This is a genomic window from Paenibacillus sp. D51F, from assembly GCF_053345695.1.
On record NZ_JBKFAO010000013.1, the window covers coordinates 1 to 12456 of the forward strand.

General features: G+C 48.8%; 6 protein-coding genes. 1 reads left to right on the forward strand and 5 read right to left on the reverse strand.

Going from position 1 to position 12456, the window contains the following annotated elements; genetic code table 11:
* Positions 1-326 precede the first annotated feature (326 nt).
* The 3 genes from ACLBWT_RS19340 to ACLBWT_RS19350 form a co-directional block, all read right to left on the reverse strand.
* A complete protein-coding gene (locus ACLBWT_RS19340; protein ID WP_447664760.1) occupies positions 327-6746 on the reverse strand; it encodes a CARDB domain-containing protein in 6420 nt (2139 codons plus the stop codon).
* Positions 6743-7894, reverse strand: a complete 1152-nt coding sequence (locus tag ACLBWT_RS19345) for an S-layer homology domain-containing protein (RefSeq protein ID WP_447664761.1) — start codon at positions 7892-7894, stop codon at positions 6743-6745. The genes ACLBWT_RS19340 and ACLBWT_RS19345 overlap by 4 nt, the downstream gene beginning before the upstream one ends.
* Before the next feature lie 616 nt (positions 7895-8510).
* The gene (locus ACLBWT_RS19350; protein ID WP_447664762.1) at positions 8511-9401 is read right to left on the reverse strand and encodes a nucleotidyltransferase-like protein; all 891 of its coding nucleotides are present in this window, start codon (positions 9399-9401) and stop codon (positions 8511-8513) included.
* Positions 9402-9533: 132 nt separating this feature from the next.
* Between ACLBWT_RS19350 and ACLBWT_RS19355 the strand changes: the two genes are divergently transcribed.
* A complete protein-coding gene (locus tag ACLBWT_RS19355; protein ID WP_447664763.1) occupies positions 9534-9950 on the forward strand; it encodes a YgzB family protein in 417 nt (138 codons plus the stop codon).
* Positions 9951-10036: 86 nt separating this feature from the next.
* Here the strand turns inward: ACLBWT_RS19355 and ACLBWT_RS19360 are convergent, their stop codons facing one another.
* Together ACLBWT_RS19360 and perR are read right to left on the reverse strand one after the other, a co-directional pair.
* Positions 10037-11647: a glycosyl hydrolase family 18 protein gene (locus ACLBWT_RS19360; RefSeq protein WP_447664764.1), complete on the reverse strand. Its 1611-nt coding sequence runs from the start codon at positions 11645-11647 to the stop codon at positions 10037-10039.
* A 260-nt stretch (positions 11648-11907) separates the two neighbouring features.
* Positions 11908-12342 (reverse strand): peroxide-responsive transcriptional repressor PerR, encoded by a 435-nt coding sequence (gene perR / locus ACLBWT_RS19365; RefSeq protein WP_447664765.1) that lies wholly within the window; start codon positions 12340-12342, stop codon positions 11908-11910.
* Positions 12343-12456: the final 114 nt, after the last annotated feature.

Genomic DNA, 12456 nt, shown 5'->3' on the forward strand with positions numbered 1-12456 from the left:
CGTCCTGAGCCAGGATCAAACTCTCCATAAAGGTGTTTGACTTGCTCATTTATAACGTTGACTTGCTTCACTCGTTGTTCAGTTTTCAAAGAACAAATTTCCATGTCGCTTTCAAGCGGCGACCTTCATAATATATCACAGTCGCCTAGATTAGCGCAAGCATAATTTTTCAAGATTTCTTGAATCCCTTGATAACACTGCGTTTTTCTCTGTCCCTCTCGAAGCGGCGAGATTTAATTTAACACATGCATCAAGGAGCCGTCAAGGGCTGTTCGACATTTTATTGATATTCTGTTCTTGTCGTCAGCCCCCGAAGCGGCATTGCCTTATTGCTGGCGATGAACACCTGCTGCTCCCGCCGTATAACCGATAATCCGCAGCGGAACTTCCGCTTTCTTTCGAACGCCGTTTTCATACTGGACCTCGAATTGAACGGAATACAGGCCTTTCTCCAAACCCGAGTCCAATTCCCCCCACTGGGCGTGGTGCATTTCTCCGCTATAGACAGTATTGGCAAGCGTAGGCTTAAGCACCGTTCTTGTCTCCATTATGCCGCCGTCTTTCCCGACAGCCCGTAGATAAGCAGTTACGTAACGCACTGGCGCCGGAGAAACATAACCATAGACGATCCACTTCTCGCCCGCGTAGAAATCCTTTGGATTTCCGCTGATTGCATGGCCTGCATCGGCATGGATACGCCGCCATTCCGATGTATGTTCAATATCGCCAGTCAAAGTGAGCGGCAGGACTTGGATCTGTTTGGTTATCTCGCTTTGAAGTTTGCCGTCGCTCACCACAAGCCGAACGCGGTACATCCCTGGCTCCGCCGAAATAATCGTCGAAGCACTGTTCACAATGGTACGTTGCCCGGATGGGCTGGCAATCTCCCACGTTTCCGTAAGCGGATCCCCATCAGGATCAGAGGAGCGATCCAGCAGTACCAACGAGTCCCCTTCATATGTAGGTTTAGGCGACCAGTCAAATTCGGCGATAGGCGGTCGATTGGGCTTGATCCAGAAATAACCGGGATCACTCCATGCGCTCCAGTCAAACCCGTCGAAAACGCGGACCTGTATATACATATAGACACCCTCGGGCAAATCGGAATTCGGTCTCCAGCTATTGGCCGTGCCTGGCAGGACAGAGGAATCGAATAGCTTCTCTCCGCCATACCGGTAAACGATAAGTTGAAAACGAGTTTGGACATCTTGATCAGAATCGGAATAAACAAATCGGAATAAGGGCTTCCGTTCCATCATCTCGGTTGGCTTAAGCTGATCCTTGCTCGCCGGATCGGCAAGCATGACAGACGGCAACCGATTAAGAATGGTTACCTGTTTTTCCATCTGGGCCTCAGACCCGCTTGAATCCTGCACCAATTGACGAATGCGGAACAACCCGAGACTGCTGAACGTTTTTTGCCAGCTCGTACGAGAGCTGCTGGCTATCGATTCCCCGCCGTTGGTCGTTGCATTTCGCAAATACCAAGTATGAGGGAGATTCTCCCGACTTCCGTCCTCCTTGTCATAGGCAGTGGAGTCAAACGTGATGGAAACGCCACGAAAAGTGCTCATGTACGTTTGATTGAATCCAGGAATCGGAGGAGTGTTGTGGGCAGGTATAACCCCTATGTTCACCGTCTGAATGGAATACGCTGACCAAGCCCCGTACTCATCCTTGACGGCCATCCCGACTTCGTAAATTCCTCTTTCTTGAGGTGTGACGAGTTTCTGATAGACGGTTTCCCCGGATGGCGTCACATAGTAGAACTTCTTCTCCAAGATTCCCTTTGTCGTCCAATAATCGATGCCAGTATTCTCCGTAGAGAAGTTAGTTGAACTAACATATCGGTCCGGATCATAGCTGCTATCGGTCCAGATGACCTTTCCATCCGCTGCAGGCGATACCGTGAACTGAGAAACCGGGCGCCGGTGAACCGTCACCTTTTTGATGAAAGGATTCGAATCTTTACGGTATTCTCCGAATCGATCGTCCGGATAGCGGTAATCCGGATGCGGATCGTCCTTTGCCTGCAGCCTGACGAGGTAATCCCCCACCTTATCAAAAGTCAGCTGCTCGGATTCAAACGTGCGGCCGTTGAGAGCCGACAAGCTCTGATTATTCAGGAATCTTGGCGTGTGTTCAAAGCTCCATAAGTAGGAGCCCGCTCTAGGATCGCCTTCCGGATCGAAGAACTGAATGTTTTCATACTGCACATCAGCCCGCGCCGTGCCTTCATCCCAAATGGCATAATCCGCAGACCACTCCACTTTGTTTTCGACGGCCTTGTAAGTCAGAGCGCTGAATCTGACATAGGCTTTGTTGGCGTAGTATCCGAACTTGCCCTCTGTAAACTGGCCGTCTGTGGCGCTTAGAGTGGGAATGTTGTTCAGGAACGCTTCGATATTATTGCCTACTGTCTTGACCTTCAATCCGTAGCTGACATCCGACTGGAAAGGGTAGCTGCCGCTCTGCAGGACGGACCTGGATCCATTCACATACTTGACCAGATCGAACGAGTGTCCATCCGTCTCTATCGCGTACCGGTTCCGTGGATCCTGCATGCGGAAGCTGAATCCCATGCTCTCCTGATCAACGTCCACATCCGTCATGCGAAGACTGAATTTCATCTCCGCATCGTTCAGCGAAACGTCGGATACCATCTGTCCGTTCGTGAACGTTTGTCGTGCGAGTGGACCGGTCGTAGGATTACCTACGGCCATATAGACGTAAGGAATTTTTTGCGGGTAGGCAGGTTCCAAGACTTCAAACAGCACCCCGTTGCCTGTGTACTCTCGGAAAAATGCGCATCCGTAAGCATTGCAGTCGCCGCCGGTGTTGGCATTATCCGCTGTAAGGGTCGTGTTGCTTCCCGTCCTGTTTCCGTTCCAATCTAGGAAAGTGCTCGTTCCTGCGGGGAGCTGTTCCTTGATTGTGCCATCCCGCATGCTCAGCCGCAGCACGCTGGATTCAATGTTTGTCGATCCCCCGTTTTGAACAAGAGGGACGTATAAATCATCCGTCGATGGCGACATCGTCATTGGATGATAATTCAAGGTCGTCATCCCCCGGTAAAACCCGACCTGGTTCCTGTTTAGTCCGGCTTCTCGATTGATTTCATTCAGGTACTTCTTCCAGACTAGATTCATGTTGGAGTCGTATTTGTTAACCGTTAAGTCCAGGTAAGAGTGAATCGGGTTCCATGTCTGTCCTGAAGTAATTTTAGTGCCATGGCCTTCATACGTGTATGTGTTCCCATATGGGTCGGTATACCATTCATCCGCAATATGATAATCAAAGCCGGTCCAATACGTTCCCGGCCTTAATGGTACGGATTTGATCGTTCCAAGACGCTTCGGAGATAAATCAGGACCAAGCTTGACGAAGTATCCTGCATCCCCGCCGTCAGGCAGCGTGTAGTCGGAGGAATGATTATTGTAGAAGCTGCTAAAAATGATGGTTCCGTCATTTCCGGAACGGGATATTTTCCATTCGTCAAAAGATCCCCATGACTTGTCTCGCTCTGCTACGGTTCCGTCAAAGCTGGAGGTGAAGCTTCTTTCCTTGACGAGTTGTCCAGTTGCTACATTGTAGGCAGCAACCCTTACTTCTCCCTGAGCCGTCTGGATTAGATACAGGTAGGTTCCCGATACCGTAAACCACTTCCGGTAGGCATTGTCGATGGTGATCATGTACTCATACGGGCTGCCATTCGTCCATTTCCGTTTAGGGGAATAGGGATTGCTGTAATCCCACACGACAGGCGATAACTTCTTTGGATTTAAGCCATAGATCGTGTAGCTTGAGCCTTTGTAGCCAGAAAAAATCGTGAGTTTCTTCGTTGAATAGACTTGAGGCAGGAAGTGATTGTACAAAATGTTGCCGTCACTTCTAACTTGCATTAGTTCGTTGTCTTTATCTAGGATGATGTCATTAAAGGTGTTCTTGTTCGTGAGTGCGCGCCAAGGCGAAAGGGAGTTGGGTCCGAATCCATTGTCGGCTTGCGTTCCCATTGTCCAAAATACAGTGTCATTTCCTGTTGCTCTATTCATTTCGTATCGGTTCATGTTGTTCGCTGCCCCGCCGAAATTGCGGCCTTCGCCACCGACCAAGCTGCCGCCGTCAACACTCCACAGCTTGAGCTTGTCGTACACCTGTTCCAATGTGTTCGGGACATAAACAGGCCATTCGAGCATCTTCTCCGGACGAATAGTCGTGCTGGCGTCCAGATCCGGCTGCGGGTTTTTGCCTTTGAGATCGAAGGATACCTCTGGAGCATTGTTCACGATATTCAGCGTAAGCGTGGGCTGGGTTTGATTATCTGTATTGCCTGTCAGACCGTAGTCCTCGGTTACTTCTGTCCAAAACAAGTACTTGCCGACCTTGCTGCCGGCAAAAGTGACTTGCTTCAACGTCCCGGTTAATGTCTGCCAAGGATCATCTGCAAAGCCATTGTTCAGCGCGTCATATTTATACTTATATTTTGCTGTCACAATCTCATCGCCGTCAGGGCTGTATGACTTATTCAGAATGATATTGGGTTCGTTTCGGATTCCAAGTGTCGGCACATCTAGCTTGGCCACCGGCGGTATATCTGGCTTCACCGTAATATCGCAGACTGCCGGGGCATCGGATCTCCGTCCTTTTGTATCATAGACAGCCAGTTGGACCTGCACGATGATATCCTGACCGGTCCCATTCGCATAACTGGTTAACTTGTTCTGCCATTCGTCGCGGGAATGATCGATCGGTGTCCCATCTGGACTATAGCTGCCACTGGAATCAAATGAGCTGCTTGGAATGAAATGATTTTCAATGACCGTAGCCGGGCATTTGATGATTGGGATGGGACTTCGCGAGAGAACATTTATGAAGGTGCTGGCCTCTGCGGTTGCTCCCCATTGGTCGCGGCCAGTTCCGTAGACCGTATGAGTGCCTTTCTCCATTCGAACCTCGTACATGCCCCATTCATTTGTCGGGTACTTGCCATTTAAGCTTTTGATCCATGGCGTTCCTCGGGTGTAATCGAAACCGTCAAAGATGAAGTCATCCCCGTCCGGATCATTTGGGGTAGGGATTGATGGATCTTGAATAACGACAAGATCAAGGATATCTCCTTCCATAGCTTGACGAACAGGCTTTGTCGGTTCGCCGCGCTTTACCCAAGCAATTTTGAAGGTTGGTGGATGGTTGTTCTTTGGCCCTTTGACTTCGAGGGGCTTCGGGCCGATCCAATCGGTTGCTCCGCAATCGGTTAATACTTTCATATAGACCTGATGATTGCCTTGCCCGATTGCTCTTGGATAGTCTGACCGGGTATAGGACGTATCAGAATAACTGCTGAACCATCCGGTGACGCTTTCGTTGCTGCCGCGGACGTATTTGTACATGTGACCGGTATACGTGCAGCTCCCCAGCTGCAGATCCTTCGGGTGGACTGTGAAGCTATCCCCGTAATCAATTGAAGAGGGCAGGACGTCAAAATCGGCCTTGATCTCTTTGTTCGGAGTTGGCGTCGGTGTCGGAGTTGCACCAGGCGTAAAGGTGCGCTGAACCGTGTTGTTGTTCTCATTGGATTCATCGATGACAGCTCCACTATCTACTGTGAGCTTGAAGGTCTTAGAGGTATTGGCTGTGAAGGTGCTCGTGAACGTCAGGCTGGCCGATTCACCACTCTTAATTGATGGTTTGATATCGAGCTTGAGTGTGGCTCCTTTTTCGTCCGTCACCTTTACATTGAAGGCTTTATTGATATCCAAGCCCTCGTTATGATAAGTGGCCGTGAAGGTCGCTGATTTGCCGACCTCGATGGCAGTTGGGCCGGTAATGTCGTCAGCAATCAAATCTGGTTTAGTTGGGGTTCCTATCCTTTCGTATGTAACAGTTACCTCATATTCCAAAAGATATGTCACACCAGACCAAACTGTATTTGAATCAAGTAAATAATCTCTACCTTGAACGTTTCCGCCAAGTGAATTATCAACGCGGTAATCAATTCCTTCAAAATTATAATTTGCACTCAGTTGTTTGTGGACTTTCAGAAAACCGTAACCGTCAGCGCCCTTTCCTTTATAATCTATAACTAGACCTCTAGTGCTCGGGGTAGCTTGAGTAATATTAATTGATTTCGGATCAATTTTAGAAATTGACACTTCCTCTTGTGAGGCTGTAAACATTGAATCAGGTGGGGGTATTTTATCTGACCATGAAGCAGCGCTCCCATCAGAATATCTTAATTCCAAGGGGATGCTCTTTCCGCTATTATCTGTGCTTGGAATTAAACCTGGATATTGAGAAACCCCGCCAGTAATGGTTTCCGATGGCGCACTCCATATGAAGTCTCCTGTAGAGCTTTTGCCAGTCCTCCAATTCCTACCACTTGAATCTCTCCATATAGAAAAATACATAGTGGAAATTCCTGCAGAATCAACGTTTATTGGGTCACCATTGATTTGAGGTATTTCAATCTTCTTTATTGCTTTATTGTACGAACCAAGTTGCCCTTTTTCTAAGCCATTTTTTTTGATTGAATATGATTTCACGTCGAAGCTTTGATATTGGGGAACATTAATATTGAAGTCATTGATTATCTGGCTCGGATAAAATTTTTGGTATCCAGGATTATTGGTTGAACTGAATGTACTGGTAAATGTATCTGAAGATGCAGCTGAGACTGGTTGTGAAAATACTGAAATATCAGACGTAATAAATGAAAGAAGTAAAAGGATTACGAAAAAGTTCTTCAATTGTTACCACCACCGAAAATCCGTCCTTCTTTTTCTAAATAAATCTTATTTTGCTTATTGGACCAATCAAAGTACAAGAAAGGCCAATTACCGTTTTTAATATTGGTAAAATCCTTTTTATCTATGGTGACGAGATGCCATACTTCGGTCGTGCTGTTTTTTTGTGCTTTCAAGGTTTGAAGTTTATTTAATTTAGATTCGGAATTTGATGGGTAAATGGCTGCGAAATTCATATAAGGATTACTTATCATCTCTCTGAGGTAGCGTTCAGTATTTTGTAATGTATTTGTAGCAGTCATAACTACATTGAAAGCTAATAGATAATCGTTGCTCCAACTTTTACCATCTGCTCTGATAAGACTCGGCACTAGATTTCTGTAAGGACTATTTTTGTCAGCTAAATCTATTACGAGCATTTGCTTAAATGTACCTTTAGCATAAGGGGAGATATCTTCTGTGAATGGAAATGGTCTAATCATGGATGTTTCCCACATTGTTTCGGCATTTATTCCTCGATAAGCAACCTCTGCATAGGATGCTGCTCGTTTGTCTGCAGGAAGATTCCCCCCATTTAGAACCGTAAGCACACGATCCACAATAACCGTTGCCTGAGCGCGTGTAGAATTTTCTTTCAAGCCCAGCTCGCCGCCGGTTAGGCCGGACAGGATTCCGCGCTTCGTTGCTTCATAGACCAACTGCGTGTCGCTAGTCTTTGTATTCCGCAACGTTTGATCAACGGCCCTTACTGTAATGCGCGCCATTTCCTGGCGGCTGATCGGCTGAGTCCAATTTCCATTAAAATCGGATGTATTGTGTATGCCAGCTTCTACAGCTGCGCTTACATACGGCGTGTACCAGGGCTTGCCGGATAAGTTCGCGGGGATATCCAGTTGAAGGGAGACATCAACAAGCTTTAAGAATTCAGCCCGGCTGATCTCTTTATTGGGTTTGAACGTGCCGTCTTCGAATCCATTGACCAGCCCTTCCGAGATGAGTTTTTGAATCGAGCTGTAATACCAGTCGCTGGATTTCACGTCCTTAAAGGAAGCACTGGCGGCAATAGATGGAGCTGCCTCAATCGATGCTGAAACGGAAGAAAGGATAAGAGCTGCAGCTGTTAGACAGGTGGTCAGTTTGGATAGTTTCATTTAATCCGCTCCTTAACATTTGTTATAATCTTGCTGTTTCCTATACCTATTTGTGTTTGGTCTTATATGACTTGATCGGGCGATAGAGCAGCGACTTACTCTCATTGGTAAAATGGATGCTAGACTTTGTCCTTCCTTTATCATTTGACGGAAATATGCATAGCCGTCCGCTTTTTAGGAATAATACAGATTAATAAAATGGGTATAGTAGTTCCACTGTAGGTAACTGTATTGGTGTTCCCTGTTATAATTAAGCCAACACTAGGAAACGTTCTTAATTGCCATCTAGGAAAAGTGAAAGGTACAAAAATTTTATCGTTGTTCCCAAGCCTGCTCCGCAATAACCATCGATCTGGTCGAGCTGATGGATTCATACATGATCAAACCCGAACCGGCGAGCATAACCATAGCCGACAAAGTAATAAACACCAACCGAACCATGTTGCATTCCTCCAAAAACGTCTTTTTGCCTTATATCGGGAATTTTAATGATTTATTCCATATCCAGAACAAAAAAACACCCGTCCCAGCATCAGCTGCGGACGGGTGCTTCCCGATTCCAAATCATTCATTTCTTCCTATTATATCCATGTGGAATCATTAATCAACAACAAATTTAACTCGGGAGCTTGTATCTCAGCTCAAGCTCATCGGATTCACTAGGATCGGCCATGACAGCGACTTCCCGAACATAACCTCGCTGAACGAGCTTCTGCAGGATGATTGAAAGATCCACATGAAGCCCGTTCATGGAAGGATGGCTCGTCAGTTCCATGATGCTCCAAGGCTCCTCCCTCGTCTCCAGAATATGAAAGATCAGAGCGGAGCAGGACCGCATTTTGCTCATGATCGAAAACTCGCAAGCGAGAAGCACGAGCTGAATGCGCTGTTCAAGCGTCTCCGGACTCGACGTAAGCTCCTCATACAGCTTATAAATACCCGGATGGAATCTTCTCATCTGCCGCCAAACGGAAGGCTCCGGATGGAGTCCCGCTTCAATCAGCTCCATATGGGCATAATGATTCAGTGTTTTGATGATATCGTTATGAGCATCGAATTGAAACCCGTCCGAAAGGTTTTGCTTGGCTTGAAGGCATGATTTCAAAAAAGCCTCATACTCCACAAGCAGCTTCCGCTTCAAGAGCTCATCCGGGAATTGGCTGATGCGTGCCTTGATCTGTACGAGGAAGCTTTCCTTGTCGAAGACAACGTCTCCTCGAAGCAGCCATTCGATGATCTTGCTGTCACTCCCGTTGGAAACCCATTGCTCCAAGCCCACGCAGGTTGTCCGGCGGATCATGACGCGCTGCCCTTCCATTCGCAAATGTTCGATCGATGGCTGATTGCATGCCGAGCTCGTGATGACGAGCAGCAGCAGGTCCAACCCGTCGATCTGCGGATGAAACGGATAGGGATGAGAGACAGACACAAGCCCGATCACTCCTTCTTCAAACTGGAGCATACTCGAAACGTGTTTTTTCATAAGTTCCAAACGGTTATCCCCCATATAGCTTCCACCAGAAGTTTCCGCTATAATATTAGTCTGTAGGGTATGATTCGACAAAAACAGGCGGTTTCCTGCCTTGCTTACAAGAAATCGGGCCGCTATGCCCGAGCCAATGAAAGGGAATGAATTCGAGTGCTACTTAAATCCAGCAAGATCAACGAGTTCCGCCTCTGGGGGCTTGTCCTCATCCTTGTCGGCATGGGGGTTATGATTCTTGGTACAGCTGGCATCGTTTTCTGGGGCCAGACCGGCAAAGTGATTGCCGCCGTATTCATGGTTATCGGCATGATCGCCCTGCTCGTCAGCGTCGGCATCTACTTTTGGGCAGGCATGCTCTCGACCAGCGCGGTCATGCTCATCTGTCCGGAATGCGGACGCCAGACCAAAATTCTTGGACGCACCGACCGCTGCATGTACTGCAAGACGATCCTCACGCTGGACAAAGATATGGCGACGCACGGTCTGGACAGCGAAGAGGAGCTTCCTGCCGCTGCAGGCAAGACCGATTCGGGACCGGCGGCAGCCGCTCCGCCTTCGTCCCAGGCCTGAATTTCATAAAAGCCCTCCGCGCAGCGACTTCGCTTGGAAGTCATGGCGCCGAGGGCTTTTTTGATCGTGATTAAAGCGTCCTTGAATCAAGATGGATTGCTGAGGCCGTTGTGGATGACAGACCAGATATCATCCGCCTGGAAGGAGCGGCTCCATGTGGCCACGCCTGCCAATCCGTATTTATGGACCAAGGCGATGCGCGCCTCCAGGGAGACTTTGTCTTCGATCCATATCCGGCTCAGCCCTCCTTCTATGGGGTACTGAACGTAATTCTGGCCCGTTGACGGATCAAATTCCGGCTTCAGCTTATTCGTAGCGATCAGCTCTCTGATCTTGTTCATTCCGACAGCCTTCGACGATACTTTCACCGACCCGTCCGAAGCGGTTTTCTCCGTCCAGATCCGCGTGTATAGAGGCATGCTCAAAATAAGCTTGGAGCCAGGAATCTTATCTTCTTCCAGCAGCCTCAAAATCGAATTTTCCACCCAAGGCAGCGATGCGACCGAGCCCGACTCGGGACTGGATGCCCAATGCTCGTCATAGGCCATGAGCATCATGTAGTCGACGCTTTGAATCAATTCGGCCCGGTCCAGGAACAAGGACCACATTTCGCTGTTGGACTTCGGCGTCACATCAATGGAAACGACAAGACCCTGCTCATGCAGCATCGGCGTCAGCTCGCGCATGAATTGAACGAGTGCACCTTTGTCGGAAGTCCGTACATTTTCGAAATCGATGTTGATGCCTTGAAGCTGGTACATTTTGGCGTAGGCCAAAAGCTGTTGGATCATGGAAAAGCGGGTCTCGACATTGGCCAAAGCTTGAGTCGTCCGTTCCGGATCAAAGCCGTTGCTGAACAGCGCCCACACCTGGATACCCTTGCTTCTCGCCCATTTCGCATAGTTGGCATCCGCCTTGCTGCGGATTTGCCCGGCTCCGTCCATTAATTCGAACCAGGTGGGGCTGACGACGTTGACCCCTTCCATGGCGGGGAACTTGGCCGGATCGGGAGCCGCGTTGTACACCGCTTCCCAAGTCATATTGATTTTTTGTCCGGTCGATTTCCACGCCAATTCAGGCTGCTGTTCGACAGGCTCCTGGGTCGTCTGCTTGTCCGACAGCTGCAGCTCCGATTTGCGGGCATAACCGCTGTACCCGCTTGGCCCTTGGACGGAGTACCAATCTCCTTCTTCCTTCCAGACCGTGAGCTTGCCCTCCAATGGAACCTTTTCAATATAAGCGCTATGGATGCTCGGCTCGTTGCGGACAGCCATCTCCTTTTTGCCAGGAATCGCATACTGGACGCTGTCGCCTCCCTTGGCAAGCGTCACGGCTCCAGTCGCCGGCGATACTTGCGCTTGGACGCCGTACAGCGTGTTCAGCGGAGTCAAAGGCACATAGACGATGCCCTTCCGGGTTTCCGGTGCGACAGCCAGCTTGAACGGCTTGCTGCCAAGCTTGGCGGTGAGAGTATCCGTTTTCATCCTCAGCACTTGACTGCCATTGGTTAAAATGATGGATTCCGAATCGGCTTCATAGCGAATCGGAATCTCGCTTCCGAGCATGGAAGTGACGGCTTCGATCGGCAGCTTGATCTCATCGCCTTCCAGCAGAGCTCCCGCTTCCATGAAATGGCCTTTATAAAACAGCGGATGCTCGACCGAGAACACCGGCGTCTCCTGTTCGTTGCTGGGCATAAGAAGCTGATATCCTGCCCATGCTCCTGCCATGATACCGATACATACACAAAATCCCAGCAAGCGGCGAAATCCTCTTCCCTTGCGCCTGCCCGCAGAGGTCATGCCCCTTCTCATTGCTCACACTCCTTGCGTATACAAAGATTAGACGAATACGGAACGCAAAAAGTTGATCGACTCCTCTCTATGAGTCTATTAAGAGAGGGCTATATTCATGCAAATAAAAAAAAACCGTTTGGAAGCATCGCTTCCAAACGGTTTCAATTCACGGTCGTTTTAGCGCATTGCGTGCATACCCCGTAAATTTCCATTCGATGTCCTTCGACACGGAATCCGGTCTCTCTGGAAGCGGCTTGCTCCACCTCCATGAGAGGGGGATGCTCAAAGTCGACGATATCTCCGCATACTTTGCATATGGCGTGATAGTGGTCGGACAAGTCGGCATCAAACCGGCTGGAGTCATCCCCATAGGTCAGCTCCCTGACCAAGCCTGCCTCGACGAACAAACGCAGGTTGTTGTAGATCGTAGCGACGCTCATGCTCGGGAAGTCGGGTGACAAAGCTTTATAGATCTCGTCCGCAGTCGGATGAGTCATGGAATTCATCAGAAACCCAAGTATCGCGTGACGCTGCGGGGTCATGCGGACGCCGCTTGCCTTCAGCTGCTCCAGAGCTTGCTCAACGCTGGCTCCCATTCCCGATCACGTCCTTCGTAGTTTATAGTTGTATTTACTTTGTAGTAGTTCTATTGTAAGCCTGGATTTTACGTTTTGTCAATGAAGAGGCTTCCATCCAAGTTTTCTCTTTCG

Coding starts and splice junctions, on each gene's coding strand:
- perR (WP_447664765.1), bottom strand. CDS start 12,342: ATGGGAGCCAGCGTTGAGCAAGCTCTGGAGCAGCTGAAGGCAAGCGGC.
- ACLBWT_RS19345 (WP_447664761.1), bottom strand. CDS start 7,894: ATGAAACTATCCAAACTGACCACCTGTCTAACAGCTGCAGCTCTTATC.
- ACLBWT_RS19350 (WP_447664762.1), bottom strand. CDS start 9,401: ATGGGGGATAACCGTTTGGAACTTATGAAAAAACACGTTTCGAGTATG.
- ACLBWT_RS19360 (WP_447664764.1), bottom strand. CDS start 11,647: ATGCCCAGCAACGAACAGGAGACGCCGGTGTTCTCGGTCGAGCATCCG.